12 protein-coding genes are annotated in these 18,187 nt (G+C 43.6%); 1 reads left to right on the forward strand and 11 read right to left on the reverse strand.

Going from position 1 to position 18,187, the window contains the following annotated elements; all coding sequences use genetic code 11:
* Positions 1-233 precede the first annotated feature (233 nt).
* The 9 genes from sucD to sdhC all read right to left on the reverse strand — a co-directional run bounded on the left by sucD (position 234) and on the right by sdhC (position 13,843).
* Positions 234-1,109, reverse strand: coding sequence for a succinate--CoA ligase subunit alpha (gene sucD, locus ACT3TU_RS10275; protein WP_192524171.1), 876 nt, complete (start codon positions 1,107-1,109; stop codon positions 234-236).
* A gap of 152 nt (positions 1,110-1,261) precedes the next feature.
* Entirely contained in the window at positions 1,262-2,428 is a 1,167-nt protein-coding gene (gene sucC, locus ACT3TU_RS10280) for an ADP-forming succinate--CoA ligase subunit beta (RefSeq protein WP_192524172.1), read from the reverse strand.
* 156 nt (positions 2,429-2,584) lie between these two features.
* On the reverse strand, positions 2,585-4,039 hold the full coding sequence (gene lpdA, locus ACT3TU_RS10285; protein ID WP_192524173.1) for a dihydrolipoyl dehydrogenase: 1,455 nt from the start codon (positions 4,037-4,039) through the stop codon (positions 2,585-2,587).
* 331 nt (positions 4,040-4,370) lie between these two features.
* A complete protein-coding gene (gene odhB, locus ACT3TU_RS10290; RefSeq protein ID WP_192524174.1) occupies positions 4,371-5,630 on the reverse strand; it encodes a 2-oxoglutarate dehydrogenase complex dihydrolipoyllysine-residue succinyltransferase in 1,260 nt (419 codons plus the stop codon).
* Between the two features lie 136 nt (positions 5,631-5,766).
* Positions 5,767-8,649, reverse strand: a complete 2,883-nt coding sequence (locus ACT3TU_RS10295) for a 2-oxoglutarate dehydrogenase E1 component (protein WP_192524175.1) — start codon at positions 8,647-8,649, stop codon at positions 5,767-5,769.
* Between the two features lie 1,286 nt (positions 8,650-9,935).
* Positions 9,936-10,646, reverse strand: a complete 711-nt coding sequence (locus ACT3TU_RS10300; RefSeq protein WP_192524182.1) for a succinate dehydrogenase iron-sulfur subunit — start codon at positions 10,644-10,646, stop codon at positions 9,936-9,938.
* Positions 10,647-10,847: 201 nt separating this feature from the next.
* Complete coding sequence (sdhA, locus tag ACT3TU_RS10305; RefSeq protein WP_192524176.1) at positions 10,848-12,698, reverse strand: succinate dehydrogenase flavoprotein subunit; 1,851 nt, start codon at positions 12,696-12,698, stop codon at positions 10,848-10,850.
* Positions 12,699-13,049: 351 nt separating this feature from the next.
* Positions 13,050-13,454: a succinate dehydrogenase, hydrophobic membrane anchor protein gene (sdhD, locus tag ACT3TU_RS10310; protein ID WP_318779311.1), complete on the reverse strand. Its 405-nt coding sequence runs from the start codon at positions 13,452-13,454 to the stop codon at positions 13,050-13,052.
* 2 nt (positions 13,455-13,456) lie between these two features.
* Positions 13,457-13,843: a succinate dehydrogenase, cytochrome b556 subunit gene (gene sdhC / locus ACT3TU_RS10315; RefSeq protein WP_192524178.1), complete on the reverse strand. Its 387-nt coding sequence runs from the start codon at positions 13,841-13,843 to the stop codon at positions 13,457-13,459.
* A 1,084-nt stretch (positions 13,844-14,927) separates the two neighbouring features.
* On the opposite strand from sdhC, the gene gltA reads away from it, so the two are divergent.
* Positions 14,928-16,208 (forward strand): citrate synthase, encoded by a 1,281-nt coding sequence (gene gltA / locus ACT3TU_RS10320; RefSeq protein WP_192524179.1) that lies wholly within the window; start codon positions 14,928-14,930, stop codon positions 16,206-16,208.
* Between the two features lie 122 nt (positions 16,209-16,330).
* Here gltA and ACT3TU_RS10325 read toward each other — a convergent pair whose 3' ends face one another.
* Both ACT3TU_RS10325 and ACT3TU_RS10330 read right to left on the reverse strand, forming a co-directional pair.
* Positions 16,331-17,374, reverse strand: a complete 1,044-nt coding sequence (locus ACT3TU_RS10325) for a hypothetical protein (protein ID WP_192524180.1) — start codon at positions 17,372-17,374, stop codon at positions 16,331-16,333.
* 52 nt (positions 17,375-17,426) lie between these two features.
* A complete protein-coding gene (locus tag ACT3TU_RS10330) occupies positions 17,427-17,969 on the reverse strand; it encodes a type IV secretion protein Rhs (RefSeq protein ID WP_225735192.1) in 543 nt (180 codons plus the stop codon).
* Positions 17,970-18,187 lie beyond the last annotated feature (218 nt).

Below are 18,187 nucleotides of genomic sequence, written 5' to 3' on the forward strand. Positions count from 1 at the left end.
CTTAAAAAGACTGTATGTTATTTTTCAAGAACTGACTAGACCTCTTGAATAAGTCATCGCTAGCCTTTGTGACTCCATTAGTAAAAGTCAATGAACTGGTACTTTTGCAAGAGGTCTACTATATTTAACTTAGAAAAGACACCATTATTATATAAAAAAAACACCCCATTGTAGGGGTGTCTTTGATTTTTTTCAATGCAGTTTTAGTAGTTACTTAACATACTCTGTATGTATTACCAACCAGTAACTTCTTTTAGCTTGTCGCCAAGCTTAGATGGGTCACGTGTATACGCAATACCAGCATCTTCAAAGGCTTTGAATTTCTCTTCAGCAGTACCTTGACCGCCTGAGATGATAGCGCCAGCATGACCCATACGCTTGCCTTCTGGAGCAGTAACACCTGCGATATAACCAACCACTGGCTTAGTCACATGGTCTTTGATATAAGCAGCAGCTTCTTCTTCAGCCGTACCACCGATCTCACCGATCAGGATGATTGCTTCGGTTTGTGGATCTGCTTCGAACAATTTCAACGCGTCAATCTGGTTCATACCAGGGATAGGATCACCACCGATACCGATACAAGTTGACTGACCAAAACCAAGCTTAGTGGTCTGAGCGACCGCTTCATAAGTCAATGTACCAGAGCGTGAGATGATGCCCACTTTACCTGGTTGATGGATATGACCTGGCATGATGCCGATTTTGCACTGACCTGGAGTGATAACACCTGGGCAGTTAGGACCAACCAGACGCACATCGCCTGCTTCTTCGAGATAGCGTTTGGCTTTTAGCATATCGAGAGTCGGTACGCCTTCAGTGATTACTACGATCAGCTTGACGCCAGCATCAATAGCTTCAACGATAGAATCTAGTACAAATGGCGCTGGTACGTAGATAACAGAAGCGTCAGCTTGAGTGGCTTCCATCGCCTCCGCCATGGTGTTAAATACTGGTAGGTCTAAATGCGTTTGACCGCCTTTACCTGGGGTTACGCCGCCGACGACTTTTGTACCGTATTCGATTGCTTGTTCAGAGTGGAACGTACCATTTTTACCAGTGAAACCTTGTACCAATACTTTGGTGTCTTTATCGATTAATACACTCATTATTTATTCCTTTATTCGGTTGTCTTGTAATAGCGACTTGATGATGGATTGACCATTAAATATTAATGAGTCATTCTTTACCAACAAGCTGCTATTACGCTTTGACTACTATGTTTAAGCAGCTATATCTAAAGTTCTATACTTCAAATATATTAGGCTTTTACAGCGTCGACAATTTTTTGAGCAGCGTCTGATAGGCCTTGAGCTGAGATTAGTTTCAGACCAGACTCTTCTAAGATTTTCGCGCCTTTTTCAGCGTTGTTACCTTCTAAGCGGACAACGACCGGTACTTTTACGTCAACTTCTTTGATCGCAGCGATGATGGCTTCTGCAATCATGTCACAACGTACGATACCACCGAAGATGTTGATTAGCACACCTTCAACGCTGCTGTCTTCAAGGATAATCTTGAATGCTTCAACAACGCGATCTTTAGTAGCACCGCCGCCAACGTCCAAGAAGTTAGCAGGCTTGCCGCCGTACAGTTTGATGATGTCCATCGTCGCCATCGCAAGACCAGCACCGTTAACCATACAACCGATGTTACCCTCTAGGGCTACATAGTTTAGGTCAAACTCAGCCGCTTTTAGCTCACGCTCATTTTCTTGCGTTTTATCTTGTAGTGCTGCGATTTTAGGCAGACGATATAGTGCGTTTGAGTCGATACCGATTTTGCCATCAACACAGACGATTTCGCCATTTTCGCGTACGGCTAGTGGGTTGATCTCAATCATTTCGATATCGTTGTCTATAAAGGCTTGATAAGCGCCAGTCATGATTTTAACGAACTGATTGATTTGTTTGCCTTCCATACCCAATTTGAACGCAACTTCGCGCGCTTGGTAAGGCATAAGGCCCACTAACGGATCAACGTTAACACTGAAGATTTTTTCTGGCGTTTCATTGGCCACTTCTTCGATATCAACACCGCCTTCGGTTGATGCCATAAACGTCACGCGTTGGCTAGAACGGTCAACAACTGCGCCAAGATATAGCTCAGTTTGTACTGGGTACATATCTTCTGCAACCAATACGAAGTTGACTGGTTGGCCGTCAGCGTCGGTTTGGAAAGTAACCAAATTGGTGCCGATAAGCTCTTCAGCGACTTGCTTGGCTTCTTCACGAGTCTTAACCAGCTTTACACCGCCCGCTTTACCGCGACCACCAGCATGTACTTGCGCTTTAATAACTGCAATATCTGTTGGGGTTTTATCAAAAGCAGCGGCAGCTTCGTCGCCACTATGGGCAATGATGCCTTCTTGAATCGGCAAACCGTAGCTTTTTAATAGCTCTTTTGCTTGATACTCATGTAAATTCATTGATTGTATCCTTTATTTTTTACAATTAATAAAAAGTGAAAACGAGTGCGCATATATATCTAGTAGACATCCGTCTAGCGCACTCATGACTGTAGTGATGATTAACATAGCCACACCACAATCAGGTTATAAGTTGCTACTTATCAAACTAATTACTTACTTCTTACGTTTTTTACGCTGAATGGCGTGAATAGCACGACCATCTGCAGATAGAGCAGCTTCGTGCACTGCTTCTGAAATGGTTGGGTGCGCAAATGTCATCAGCTGTAAATCTTCGATACTAGAAACAAATTCCATCGCAATCATGCCTTGATGGACGATATCACCAGCACCAGCAGAAATCGCATGCATACCTAATAGGCGATCTGTTTTGGCATCAGCGACGACTTTAATAGAACCTTGCGCTTCACTTTGGGCAAGGGCACGGCCATTCGCTGCTAGGTTAAACGAGCCTGTTTTGACTTCATAGCCAGCTGCTTCAGCTTCTTGTTCAGTCAAACCAACCCATGCGATTTCTGGATGGGTATAAATGACGTTGATAATAGTGTCATAGTTGACCTGAGCTTTTTCGCCGTGAATACGTTCAACGGCCATCATGCCCTCTTCCATGGCTTTATGCGCAAGCATTGGGCCACGAACCAAATCACCGATAGCATAAACGCCATCAAGATTGGTTTTACACTGATCGTTGACATCAATCAAACCACGTTCGGTCAATTGAATGCCGCTATCGTCGCCAAGTAGCTTTTCAGAATAGGCACGGCGACCAACACAAACGATTAATTTATCAAAGCTCTCGTCTGACGCCTCACCTTTGGCTTCACTAGTAACGACCACTTGATCGCCTTTCACTTCAGCGTTGGTGACTTTGGTATCGACACGGATATCGAGGCCTTGCTTCTTCAGCATTTTGCCCGCTTCTTTTGAGATGTCTTTATCAGCAGCTGCTAAGAAACTTGGTAGTGCTTCATAAACCACCACTTCGGCACCTAGGCGACGCCATACTGAACCCAGCTCAAGACCGATGACGCCTGCGCCAATCACGCCTAAACGCTTAGGTACTTCGGTGAAATCAAGCGCGCCAGTAGAATCAACGATACGGTCGCCGTCAGTCTTAGCAACGGGAATATCGATAGGCACTGAGCCTGCCGCAAGGATGACGTTTTTAGCAGTGATCGTTGTCTCTGCTTCGTCTGCTAGAGCGGTAAATTTAACTTTTTTATCTGCGCCCTTGCCATCTTCTAACGTGCCCCAGCCTTGTAGCCAGTCAACGCCATTGCCTTTCAATAATGCCGCAACACCGCCCGTCAATTGCTTAACGATGCCTTCTTTGCGTTCTATCATTTTTTCGACATCAATGCTCACATCGCTCGTGCTAATTCCATGCTCAGCAAGGTCGTGCTTAGTCGCCTCATAACGATGCGAGCTATCAAGCAGCGCCTTTGATGGGATACAACCGACGTTTAAGCAAGTACCGCCAAGTGCAGGCTCGCCTTTATAAACACGTTTTTCGATACAAGCAACGCTCATACCTAGTTGTCCTGCGCGGATAGCAGCTTCGTAGCCACCAGGACCGCCGCCGATGACGACTAAATCATAACTGTCTTTCATAGTCCATTCCTATTTCTAATTTTATACTATTCCTAAAAATGTGAGTAGCAAGGAAAACCAGTACAAGTACTACTTTTAGTAGACTAAACGAGTTTCACACAACTAATCATGTTTTTTAGGTTTGGTATTCGTTATCGTTTAAGCTATTAGGCAATTTATTAATAACAAAAGTAATCAGCCACAAGTTAACCGTATAGTTAATACACTACTTCAGTATCACATGCTGTAGAGCGCTGATGTATAACCGTGAGAATTGCAGAATAACTGGGAGAGCTTTTATCATAAGGTGAAAAAAGCTTGTATCAGCGATTGCCAATACAAGCTTAAATACTTATAGATCTAGTAGTAACATGGCTGGGTCTTCAACCAACTCTTTGATCGTTACTAGGAACTGTACTGCTTCTTTACCATCAATCATACGGTGGTCATAAGACAGTGCAAGATACATCATTGGTAGGATTTCAACTTTACCATCGACTGCCATTGGACGGTCATTGATGGCGTGCATACCTAAGATAGCCGTTTGTGGTGGGTTCAAGATAGGCGTTGACATCAGTGAGCCAAATACACCACCGTTAGAGATAGTGAACGTACCGCCAGTCATGTCATCTAAACCAAGTTTGCCTTTTTGCGCCAAACCACCAAGCTCACGAATACGGCTCTCGACACCCGCCATGCTCATTTGGTCGGTATCACGCAATACTGGCACGACCAAACCACGATCTGACGATACCGCAACACCGATATCATAAAAACCATGATAAACAATGTCATCGCCATCTAGTGAGGCGTTGACTGCTGGGAAACGTTTAAGGGCTTCGGTCGCTGCTTTCACAAACAATGACATAAAGCCTAAACGCACACCATGACGTTTTTCGAACTGCTCTTTATACTTAGCGCGCATGTCCATCAACGGTTTCATGTTCACTTCGTTAAACGTCGTTAGCATGGCAGTATCTTGTGACGCTGACAATAGACGCTCAGCCACACGCTTACGCAAGCGAGTCATTGGGACGCGTTTTTCAGTACGCTCACCCATTGATTCAGCCACTGGACGGCCGCTATCAGACTTAATGCTGCTGTCGGCTTTCAGAGTTGGACTTGCCATATCGGTTTTGGTGACACGGCCGCCGCGACCACTACCTTCGACGTCTTTAGGGTCTACACCTGACTCTTTTGCGGCTTTACGTACGGCTGGGCTTTGATCTTTATGATCCGCTTCGTCTTTCTTATCTGTTGCTTGTACTGGCTCACCACCATCTGCGGCTTGTTTTGCTTGTACTGGCGCGGCTGGTTGATCTGGATCTACGGCAGGCGCAGCATCTGAGCTAGAACCGCCATCAGAACTTCCAGTTGCACCGGCTTCAAACTGAGCGATGAGCTCGTCAGACAGTACGGTATCGTCTACTTGCTTAACGATTTTGGTCACAACGCCATTATCAGGCGCCACAACTTCTAATACAACTTTATCAGTTTCGATTTCAGCCAATAGGTCATCACGATTAACTTGTTGACCTTCAGTGACATGCCATTCAACGATTGTGCCATCGGCAACCGATTCTGGAAAAACGGGGGCTTTGATATCAGCCATCGATATACTCCTTAGATTTGGATATTCATATTTATTATTAAGTCGTGATAGGCAGTCAGTATTGTTTCAATTAAAAAGCACTGACTGCCATCGCCTGATTCATTTACTTTCTATAATCTTGTGATGAACCCATCTATTATTTAGACAATTCATCGACACTGATACCAAGACCACCAGCGATCAAAGCTTGCTGTTGCTGAGCGTGTAGTTTTGGTGAGCCTGTCGCAGGAGCTGCACTAGCAGGACGCGCTACCGGATCCATAACTTTTGCCTTGGTTGGGTGCGGTACGACAATACGGTATATATTCGGTGCCAAGTAGTACCAAGCGCCTTGGTTCAATGGCTCTTCTTGCGTCCACACAATCTCTTCTAGATTACTATATTTTTCAATCTCAGCAACCAAACGCTTTTCTGGTAATGGATAAAGCTGCTCGATACGGACGATAGCCACATGGTCTAGACCCAATGCACGGCGATGCTCAAGCAAGTCATAATAAACTTTACCACCACATACCACCATACGAGTCACGTTGTCCGCATTTTGCTGATCTATCTCTGGCAGTACCGTTTCAAACTTACCATTGGCAAGCTCTTCTAGGTTTGACGTGGCCAGCTTATGACGTAGCAAGCTCTTTGGCGACATGACAATCATCGGCTTGCGAATTGGGCGTACCGCTTGGCGACGTAGAGCATGATAAATCTGCGCAGGCGTCGTTGGGGTAATCACTTGCATGTTGTCTTCAGCACATAATTGCAAGAAGCGCTCTAGACGAGCAGATGAATGCTCAGGACCTTGACCTTCAAAGCCATGCGGCAATAGCATGGTCAAACCACAAACACGCTGCCATTTGGTTTCGCCACTGGATATAAACTGATCAATGACAACCTGTGCACCATTGACGAAATCACCGAACTGCGCTTCCCATACTACCAATGCGTTTGGCACGGTGGTGGCATAGCCGTATTCAAATGCCAGCACGGCTTCTTCTGACAATAAAGAGTTATAAGTAGCAAAGCGAGCCTGTGTCTCACTCATATGAGCAAGGGGCACATACATGCTACCGTCTTCGACGTTATATAGCTCACTATGACGATGTGAGAACGTGCCACGGCCGACATCTTCGCCAGTAATACGTACCATCACTTCATCATTATCAACCAGTGACGCGTATGCCAATGTTTCAGCAGCGCCCCAGTTAAGTGGCTCTTCGCCTGTTTGCATGGCCAAGCGTTGGTCGACAACTTTTTGTACTTGACGTTGTAGCTTATAGCCTTCGGGCATCTCAGCCATACGGCGGCCATAACCTTTTAACTTTTCGATATCGACACTGGTATCCCACTCGTCCACCAAGTCATGACCTAGATAAGGTTTCCAATCGACAAACAATTCTTCGTTAGGCTCGCTGACTAGTGAATTAGCAACATAGTCACCACGATCTAATGATTCACGATACTCATCTTCGTAACGCTTTTCATCATCGGCACTTAGTAGGCCTTCTTCAATCAATGTTTTTGCATAGATACCACGCGTGGTCGGCAGCTTTTTAATCACCGCATACATCAACGGTTGAGTAGCTGACGGCTCATCGGCTTCGTTATGACCATTACGGCGATAACAGAACAAGTCGATGATAATGTCTTTGTCAAACTCATGACGGTAATCTAACGCCAATTGAGCGGCAAATACCACTGACTCAGGATCATCACCATTAACATGTAAAATAGGCGCGTGAACCATTTTTGCTACATCGGTACAGTACTCAGTTGAACGTGCATCTTCTTGACGGCTGGTGGTAAAACCAACTTGGTTATTGATGACAATGTGTACTGTGCCGCCTGTAGTATAAGCACGGGTTTGTGACATTTGGAAAGTTTCTTGAACCACACCCTGACCAGCAAAAGCGGCATCGCCATGAATCACGATAGGCAATACTGAATTACCGTCTTTATTGTCCTGTAATGGCTGGTCATTACGGCGCACTTGACGTGCACGTACTGAGCCTTGCAATACTGGGGCTACAATCTCAAGATGTGATGGGTTAAATGCCAAAGCTAAATGCGTCTCGCCACCTGGCGTCATGACGTTAGATGAAAAACCATTGTGATATTTGACATCGCCTGAGCCTTTTTCTGGCTGGATTTTGCCATCAAACTCATCAAATAAGTCTGCTGGGTTTTTACCCAAAATATTGACCAATAAGTTTAGACGTCCACGGTGAGCCATACCAATGACCATCTCTTTAGTGCCATAACCACCAGCACGTTGGATGATTTCATTAATAGCAGGGATAAAGCTTTCACCACCTTCTAGGCCGAAACGCTTAACACCTGTATATTTGCGGGCTAGATATTTTTCTAGGCCTTCAGCAGCGGTTAGACGCTCAAGAATAGACAGACGTTTTTCTTTGTCAAACTTGATATAGCCTAGATTGGTTTCTAGGTATTTTTCCATCCAGCGCTTTTCTACACTGGTGGTGACATGCATGTACTCAACACCAATGTTGCGGCAGTAAACACGCTCCATGATTTCAATAATTTCACGTAGAGGCGCTTCTTCCTTACCGATATCCAAATCATTGGTAGGAAATACCGTATCGAGGTCGGCTTCTGAAAGGTTGTGATAAGCGAGGGTCAAATCCTCTACTTTTGCACGTGGGTGCAAATCTAATGGATCAAGCTTCGCCTTACGGTGACCACGGCGACGGTATGCCGAAATCAATTGTTGCACACCCATTTGCTTAGGGTCAGCGCAATTAGCTAAGCTGGTTGCTTCGCTATTAGACGCCGCTCCCCCTTTATTGGCTGTCTGATTACGGGCAAGCAATAAAAACTGATCCTTAATAGCATTATGATGAGCATCGTTTGGCGATTTGTACTGTTCAAAGTACGTTTGCCAATCGCTATCAACACTATTAGGGTCGTCTAAATATTGCTCGTAAAGAGCTTCTACATAATGGGCATTATCAGCGGCCAGTTCTGTGTGGCCGTGGCTTGCTGTTTCTTTAGTTATACTATTCATAATAATCGTCTATTTGATAGATAAATGAATGGAATCGTGCTTATTATTGTGTCATCTGTCACTGGTTAAACATGCAAAACAATCGTGCAAAAACTTGATATATCGTATTAGGTGTCATCTGATAAAATTCTACTTTTCAGTAGTATTCACAGTTTAGATATAGTCGATACTGAATAAAATGATACACGAAACTCTGTTACATGGTTACGTGGCTGGCACGTTGCGTGGTTAGTACAAATTTTTCTTGCTTGCTGTGCCTACGCCAACAGAGGCTACAAAACTTATGTTTTAAACGAAAGTACTCCAGTGTTTTAAACGAAAGTATTCCAGCCACGCCTGTATCGCTTTTATATTGCTCTAACTATAGGGCTGTAATCATTTACGAGAGTCTATATGCTACATAGAGGCCATCAGTATTTTTACAACACTTGATGAAAAATATAATTATTTGTGAACGATGAGTTTTCTTATCTGGCTCGTTTCACAACATTAATTTATATATACTGCCTATAGCCATAACAAATTTATTTATAGTGGATACTTGGTGTGCTATCAGCTGGCCTATAAATTGGCTATCGTTGCTGAGGTGCCTGGCTATTTCTGAGGGTTACTGCTTTTTTTAGCCTGAAATACATTGCTGTATAGGGTAGCACGCCTGTCTTTTATGCCATAGTTTGTTTGTTCAATACTAGGTATTTAGGTAATGAATAACCACTATAGTCAGCTCAAAACAAAAGCGATGTAATGGTAATAACATGCTATTGGCTATATTAATTTAGGTACATCGTTATCGTTTACGAGGTTAATTAGTACGCGGTCACTGATAAAGCAGAAAGTCGATAACGGCTATTTATTCAGCGAAATGCTTGGTTATTAAAACTCATCATTCAAAGCAGACATCATTGTAACATTTAATTTCATCAATATCTCTCAGTGAATACCTGTTTTTTCATAATAATTATATAGGTTGCCTGCACATATATCATGTTTTCTTACACACGACCAACGTATTGTTAGCACAGCCTTACCTTTGATCTTTGCATTCCTTAAAGCTTGTATAAGACGAACAAATTTTTCTAAAAAATCTAGAAAATTGCGCATAAAAAAACCACCTAAAAATTTAGGTGGTTTTTTTGTGCGGGTTTTGCAGAAGATAGATTCTACAAAATCCATGTCATACCATTAACAAAAATTAGAGTAGCAAGGAAAACGAGTGCAAGTGCTACGCATTGTAGACTAAACAAGTTTGACACAGCTAATCGTACTTTTTGGGTTTGGTATAACGATTAACCCGCTTGGTCAATGAGCATATTGCGTAAGTTGCCAATAGCTTTAGTAGGGTTTAGACCTTTTGGACAAACCGATACACAGTTCATGATACCGCGACAGCGGAATAAGCTAAACGGATCGTCTAGACGTGCTAAACGCGCCTGAGTATCAGTATCACGGCTATCCATGACAAAACGGTTGGCATTCAATAAAGCAGCAGGCCCCAAGAACTTATCAGGGTTCCACCAGAACGATGGGCAGCTGGTTGAACAACAAGCGCATAAGATGCATTCATACAGACCGTCCATTTTTTCGCGTTGCTCAGGTGACTGCAAACGCTCTGTTGGCGGTGCTGGCTGGTCATTGATTAAGTACGGATGTACTTTTTCGTATTGCTCGTAGAATTGGTTCATATCGACGACCAAGTCACGAACCACTGGCAAACCTGGCAATGGGCGTACGGTGACTTTTTCTGGCAACGTATTCATGTTGATTAGACAAGCAAGACCGTTTTTACCATTGATGTTCATGCCGTCAGAGCCACAAATACCTTCACGGCACGAGCGACGGAAGGTGAGCGTTTCATCTTCCTTTTTTAGGCGTAATAATACGTCAAGCAACATACGATCTGACTCTTGTAGCTCAATCGTATAGGTTTGCATGCGCGGCGCTGCGTCCTGATCAGGATCGTAGCGATAGATTTCGATGGTGCGAGTACCTCGGCTCATAATGCTAAACTCCACACATAGGTGATGGCTGGCATACAAGCGTTGCAACTTAATCTTGCAAACATCAGCGCTATTCATGTTTTTCATCATAGCGCTGATAGTAGCTTGTAGCTGGCGGTCAACCTTTTAATAAATGAATAAGGGATAAAACGTTAACGCTGTTGTTATATATCAGCTATAAATCAAGTGCGCGGTCTAAAATTAATAGACACGAACTTTTGGCTCGATATAATCAACTGTCAACGGCACTTTACGAACTGGCTTATAAACGATGCGGTTGCCTTCAGAATACCATAAGGTATGCTTCATCCAATCGTGGTCATTACGGCCGTTTGGTGCATAATCGTCATCCTCTGGGCGATCGTAGTCTGCCACGCTATGCGCGCCGCGACTTTCGTGACGATGGGCTGCTGATACCATGGTGGCTTTTGCTACTTCGTACAGATTGGCTACTTCAAACGCTTCGATACGAGCAGTGTTAAAGACTTGTGACTTGTCCGCCAAATGGATTTTGTCGATTTTTTCACCCAGTGCTAAAATCTGCTCAACCCCTTCATCCATGATCGCTTGGGTACGGAATACGCTGGCATGCTTTTGCATAGTGGCACGAATCTCGTCAGCCACATCCTGCGCATTGTAGCCGTCGGTCGACTGTTGCAGTTTGTCTAAACGCTTCACGGTAAAATCAAGCACGTGTGGATCTAATGGCTTGTAGTCATGATCCGCATGATGGAATTCATCAACGATATGCTTACCAGCAGCACGACCAAATACGACCAAATCCAGTAATGAGTTGGTACCTAGACGGTTGGCACCGTGGACACTCACACAAGCACATTCGCCGATGGCATATAGACCTTTGACCACGTTACCTTTGGTATATAATCCGTCTTCATCTGTACCCGATTCTAGATCAGGCGTGATTACTTGACCATGAATCGTGGTCGGAATACCGCCCATCATATAATGGATGGTCGGAATGACTGGGATAGGCTCTTTGGTGATATCGACGTTGGCGAAGTTTTTACCAATCTCAAAGACTGATGGCAAACGCTTCATGATGGTTTCAACGCCCAAATGGGTCATATCCATAACGATATGGTCAGCATTGGGACCACAACCACGGCCTTCTTTGATTTCTTGGTCCATAGAGCGAGAAACCAAATCACGTGGTGCCAAGTCTTTCACGGTTGGCGCATAACGCTCCATGAACGCTTCGCCATCTTTGTTACGTAAGATAGCGCCTTCACCACGGCACCCTTCGGTCAATAGTACGCCTGCCCCATGAACGCCGGTTGGATGGAACTGCCAGAATTCCATATCTTGTAATGGAATACCTGCACGGACCGCCATGCCAATGCCGTCACCAGTATTGATATAAGCGTTGGTCGACGCGGCAAAGATACGGCCAGCACCGCCTGTCGCTAGGACAGTAATCGGCGATTGAAATACCGCGACTGTGCCCGTTTCTTGCTCAATGGCGATGACACCGTTGATGTTACCCGCTTCGTCTTTGATCAAATCTAGCGCAATCCACTCGATAAAGAACTCAGTGCCTTGCTCTAGGTTTTTTTGATAGAGCGTATGTAGCAGCGCATGACCGGTACGGTCGGCAGCAGCACACGCACGTTGAACAGCTTTTTCGCCATAGTTTGACGTGTGACCACCGAACGGGCGCTGATAAATCGTCCCGTCTTCGTTACGGTCAAACGGCATGCCCATGTGCTCAAGCTCATAAACGACTTTTGGCGCTTCACGGCACATGTATTCAATCGCGTCTTGGTCGCCCAACCAATCTGACCCTTTAACGGTGTCATAAAAGTGGAAATGCCAGTTATCGTTGCTCATGTTACCCAAACTTGCGCCAATACCGCCCTGAGCGGCAACGGTGTGCGAGCGCGTTGGGAATACTTTGGTTAAAACGGCAACTTTCATGCCCGCTTCAGCCAAGTGTAGTGAAGAACGCATACCTGAGCCGCCGCCACCCACGATGACTGCATCGTAGTTTAGGGTCTTGATATTGCTAATGGTATTATCTTGTCTAGTTGCCATTACGGTTTTCCTAATGCCTGTTAATGCTTAGAAGTAAATAAAAAGGTGATTCTGCATATTATTTTTGCCGTACCGAATAACTTTTGCTTCAGTACCACTTGTGCTTATCAAAGCACCATGCAAACAACCTTTAACCACTTAACTTGCATATCTATCGTTATATTGGGACTCATCACTCGCTTCACCACGGATACACCTAAGTTTTAAGTGACTGGTTAAGTCAATGTGTGCCCAACGCTATGATTGGCTATGACTATTTTTGGCGACTAACGGATGGCTTTGACATACTAAGGCAGCTAAAAATTCTGCTACGCGCACCCGTTATCGATAGTAGAGGTTATCACTCAGTGGTTAAACAGCAACAACGCCGAAACCAGTACCCCAAAAAATCATGATGCCCCAAAATAGAAACACTAAAATAGCGATAATCATCAATGACTGTAGCACTAAACGTAAACCTGCTGCGCTTGAGCCCATTTTGCCAGTGGTAATATAGTCAGTAAATACCGTCCACATCCCAACCCAAGCATGACCAGCTAACGCAAGTACAGCTATCAAACTGAATAGACGCATCGGCAAGCTGGTCATAAATGATGACCACTCAATAAAGGTCACATTACCGTGGGTCAAAAAGAAGCCCAGTAATACCACACTATAAACGGCTAAGACTACTGCACTGAGGCGCTGGATAATCCAATCGCGTGAGCCTGAACTGGTCAGACCAGTAGCGCTTTTGATTCCTGAATCATTTTTTATCATTAGAACATCACCCATACAAATGACGCGACAATTAAGATTGCTGCAATTACAAAGCTAATCATAGAAGCGGCACGGCCAGATTTTAGCTCCTCGTTCATGCCCATATCAGCAAATAAGTGCTTGACGCCCATCACAAAGTGATAAGCAATCGCGGCAACGAATATCCATGCCAAAAAGCGCACGAATACGTTGTCAAATACGGTCTCAAAACTCTCAGGCGACGCCAACGAGTTCTGTAGTAACCACAGCATGACAGGAATCAATAAAAATAAAACAATGCCAGAAATACGATGCAAAATTGAGGCAATTGCAATCGGTGAGCTGTTAACGCTAATCACTTGGCTCAAAGGCAGATTAATAGGTCTGTTGCTTTTCACAGCGGGCATCCTTTTTTGCGGTTGTGTCTGGTAGTTACTTATGGTTTGGCAATCGTCTACCAAACACACCGAGTACTACTCAAGACGAATAAGGTAAGGAAGAGCTAGCTGACTTCGTATAGTTTGCGTCAAATATGAAGAGAGGATAGTGCAGTATAGGGAATCAATAAACCGTTTCATGTCGTTGGTCGAAATGACAGATCTAAAGAAGCCTCGCCATTATACAACAAAGAAAAAACATGAATAACATCGATTAACCAGCCTATTTTTACGAGACATATTAATAAAAAATGACGCTATCCTGTCATTTTGTATTGATACAAACGTTTTGCTAAATTTAAGTGCTTGTATTAAACGCTTAACATTTAAACAATTAAAAATAAAGCCACTAAAAACGACACCCAAACCATAGATTCGGGGTCTTATCGATTCAATCGTTTATCGAAACAGTATCGAGTCTTGCTCGTTTGCTATTTAGCCATATTCAAATACTCAAACACTCAAACAACCAGCTTTAAACGATACCATATCCTAACTACTTCTCAATTTGTACAATACGAGTGCCAGTTAAGTATTATCAATTATAAAATGACTGAGCGACAATTACAAATTTATCCCCTGAGTAGTAAAAAAGGCACACTAAGTGAGCAAATAAATAGAGAACATTAATAATGGTTGTCTAAAAATGTTTGATTTTACCAAAATTTATGGCCCACTCTATTTGTCTGTTGCTCATACTCTGCCTGTTTCTAACACAAATATTTATAACACTTACCGTATTACTCTGTTAAAAATCTTTAAAAATTACGTGAATAATGTAGCTCTACTTATAGTTTTAAAAGAGGTACTTTTAAGCAAAATAACCGATTAGACATATTTTGATACAAAAATTACAGTGGTTACACACGGCTAAACCGTGTCACTTGGTGGGATTGTCGGTAAAAGTCTTTTCAAATCATATTGAATTGCTGCTAATATACCCTGCGTATCAAGTGGCTTAAATAAATTTAAACTATTTGGTGAATCGATAACGCGAGGGTATGCGTCTGTCGTGAATTTATTCTAACAAGTTAAAACTAATGGAGAGCAATTTATGGCTGACAATAATGCCAAACTAACCGTAAATAGTGAAGCGTACGAACTTCCTATCATCAAAGGTACTTTAGGGCGCCCAGTTATCGATATTGCTGCTTTACAAAACTCAGGGTTTTGGTCTTATGATCCTGGTTTTAAAGTAACGGCTCCTGTTGAATCAAAGATTACCTTTATTGATGGTGGTAAAGGTGAGTTATTATACCGCGGCTACCCTATCGACCAGTTAGCAAAAAACGCTGAATACTTAGAAGTGGCTTATGCACTGATTCATGGTGACCTACCTAATAGCGAGCAAAAAGCAGACTTCTTTGAAAAAATCCGTAAGCATACGGCCGTTCATGACCAACTGCGTAAGTTCTTTGAAGGCTTCCGCCGTGACGCGCATCCAATGGCGATTATGGTCGGTGTCGTTGGTGCTTTATCTGCCTTTTATCACGATAAGTTAGACATCAGCGATGAAGATCATCGTGAAATCACGGCTATTCGTCTAATCGCAAAAATGCCTACATTAGCGGCTATGAGTTATAAATACTCACAGGGCGAACCGTTCATGTATCCACGTAATGACTTTGGCTACGCAGAAAACTTCTTATATATGATGTTTGCAACCCCTGCTGATGTCGATTATAAAGTAAACCCAATCATCGCTGATGCGATGGACAAAATCTTTACCTTGCACGCTGACCATGAGCAAAACGCTTCGACATCTACCGTACGTCTAGCCGGCTCTACTGGCGCTAACCCTTACGCTTGTATCGCTGCTGGTATCGCCGCTTTATGGGGTCCTTCACATGGCGGCGCTAACGAAGCTGTTCTTGAGATGCTAGACGAGATCGGCTCTGTTGAAAATGTTCCTGAATTTATGGAAAAAGTGAAGAGCCGTGAAGTGAAGCTAATGGGCTTTGGTCACCGTGTTTATAAAAACTTTGACCCACGCGCACAAGTGCTGAAAAAGGCTTGTGATGAAGTATTGGAAGCTTTAGGTATCGACGATCCTAAGCTTAAGTTGGCTATGGAACTAGAAAAAATCGCTTTAGAAGATCCGTTCTTCATCGAGCGTAACCTCTATCCAAACGTTGACTTCTACTCTGGTATTATTCTAAAAGCCATTGGTATCCCAACGTCAATGTTTACGGTTATTTTCTCACTAGCCCGTACCTCAGGTTGGATCAGCCATTGGATCGAGATGCATAGCGCACCGTTCAAAATCGGTCGTCCACGTCAGTTGTATACAGGTGAGACGCATCGTGACTTCGTTAAAGTTGAAGACCGCAAATAAGCTTTAGTATTTGATTGATTAATTAACTAATTAAAACCCCATAAAAAAATCCCGCCAAAGTGCGGGATTTTTTATGGGCTGCATTTACAACTATTCGCTTAACGACAAATAGGTTTGAGTCACTACTCAAAAGCTTTTAAGGTCTGCTCATATTTAGCAATTTGTTCATCGTAACCTTCAATGGTCTCATTAAATTTTGTCATTAACATCTCAAATTCTTGCTGCTGGGTTCGTTTCATTTGCTGCATATCTAGCACTTGCTGAGCTTCTATTTGCTCCCAAACCTGATGCTGAATCACCAAACGCGCCAGTGCTGGGCTTTTTGCATTAACCCGTCCAGCAATTTCCGCATCTTCAAACAACTGCGGCACCAAGGTGGCGACATTAATCAACGTATCGGTATCTTCGGCACTAAGCGGTGTGGTCACAGGTTGATAGAGCGCCTCCATCACTTGCTGGTAGCGTTCGATAATTTGCGCTTCTGTGAGTATCGTAGGCTTGCGCGGCTCGAGGCTGATGCGTTTTAACACAGTCAAATCACGCTCACCGACTTCCGTGCTAGTATTAATATCATCTTCAGCCGCTATTTCGTTAGCAGCGTCATTAGCAATATCACTGGCACTGTTAGTGTCACTGTCGACATTAGCCATTGGAGATGTAGGCGCTACTGTCGACGAAGTAGCACCACTAGCCATTCCAGCATTCTTTTCAATATTGATACTGTCGTTATTTTCATTATTGCCGGCGATGTCATCGTTATTGTAGGTGTCATTGTTATCACTGAAGTCGTCCGTCGTACCATTTAGCAATAACGACTCTTGCGGTACTGAGGCATCAGCTGCTTGTAGCGACTCGTACTCTGCTTGCAAACGACGCTGCAACCCTTGCGCTTGGGCGACATATATAGGCTGGTACTGTTCTATACGAGCAGCAGCCGAATCGCTTTTTTGCATAGGCTGACTGTCCTCTTCAGCCGTTTTCTCAGTGGTTTGGCTGTCATCTGGCACTGGTGGTGTTTCTGCTTGTTGCTGACAACCGCTCAACAATAAGACACCTGTCATTGCTGCCGCAAGCAAGGTTGGCGCTTGGCGTGGACTCATGAGGCCTTTATCTACAAGGTTATGATGAGTATCAATAGTCGGTTTTACTGATAAAAATTTAAACATTTGAGTACACACCCTTGGTTAAAAGCAGAAATATTAAATCATGACATACGGGTTAAGACTTGAGCGAGCTTTCATTAGTTTCATTAGCATGACTACTACCAGCAGGAACGACTGGTGGCGCTATTAGAAACGGAATACAGCTTTCTAAATCCTGACAGTACTGCCCACGCTGACGGCGGATAAAGTAATCTTGTACCATGCGCGCTTGCTGTTCGATACCGTATTTAAAGAAGCACTTGCCTGTTTCAAACACATAATTGTAGCGACGGTCAATGAGTGCGCCACGTACGACTTTTAGACCTTGCTGCAACTGCCAAACGTGGGTCAGCTCATGTATCAACCAGCTTTGCTTATTGAGCGACGTTTGGCTAAAATCTACAATCCAGTCTGCTGGATGGAAATAAATATTCCCATTGGGACTCACCGCATAATTTTTGAGTACCCACCAAGCGGTCTTTAGCTGAACGTTATCAAGTCTAATACTGTCAGCGAACACTGAACGAGCCAGCGCTATCTCACCAGCTGTCAGCTGTCGTGATTGCGGTTTTTCTGGATGGCGATTCAATAAGCGCTTAAAAGTCGATGGTGTTACCATTAATATCCTACCTTATGCTCAATAAATCAATGCTTAATATATCCCAAGTCATAAACTAAGTCATAAACTCTGTTAGAGCATTAATAGGGATAAAAATATAAAAACCAAAGTATTTGGGACATAAGCTGTACACTTAGCTGACTTTTATTAACGTAAATCTGCGTTAGCCTAGCTCATATAATACCCAATACCAGCTTATATAATGATCAATAAAATTT

The sequence above is a fragment of the Psychrobacter sp. AOP3-A1-26 genome (assembly GCF_052378235.1).
Classification (GTDB): Bacteria; Pseudomonadota; Gammaproteobacteria; order Pseudomonadales; family Moraxellaceae; genus Psychrobacter.

Coding starts and splice junctions, on each gene's coding strand:
- ACT3TU_RS10330 (WP_225735192.1), bottom strand. CDS start 17,969: ATGGTAACACCATCGACTTTTAAGCGCTTATTGAATCGCCATCCAGAA.
- sucC (WP_192524172.1), bottom strand. CDS start 2,428: ATGAATTTACATGAGTATCAAGCAAAAGAGCTATTAAAAAGCTACGGT.
- sucD (WP_192524171.1), bottom strand. CDS start 1,109: ATGAGTGTATTAATCGATAAAGACACCAAAGTATTGGTACAAGGTTTC.
- ACT3TU_RS10325 (WP_192524180.1), bottom strand. CDS start 17,374: ATGTTTAAATTTTTATCAGTAAAACCGACTATTGATACTCATCATAAC.
- ACT3TU_RS10300 (WP_192524182.1), bottom strand. CDS start 10,646: ATGAGCCGAGGTACTCGCACCATCGAAATCTATCGCTACGATCCTGAT.
- gltA (WP_192524179.1), top strand. CDS start 14,928: ATGGCTGACAATAATGCCAAACTAACCGTAAATAGTGAAGCGTACGAA.
- lpdA (WP_192524173.1), bottom strand. CDS start 4,039: ATGAAAGACAGTTATGATTTAGTCGTCATCGGCGGCGGTCCTGGTGGC.
- sdhA (WP_192524176.1), bottom strand. CDS start 12,698: ATGGCAACTAGACAAGATAATACCATTAGCAATATCAAGACCCTAAAC.
- sdhC (WP_192524178.1), bottom strand. CDS start 13,843: ATGCCCGCTGTGAAAAGCAACAGACCTATTAATCTGCCTTTGAGCCAA.
- odhB (WP_192524174.1), bottom strand. CDS start 5,630: ATGGCTGATATCAAAGCCCCCGTTTTTCCAGAATCGGTTGCCGATGGC.
- ACT3TU_RS10295 (WP_192524175.1), bottom strand. CDS start 8,649: ATGAATAGTATAACTAAAGAAACAGCAAGCCACGGCCACACAGAACTG.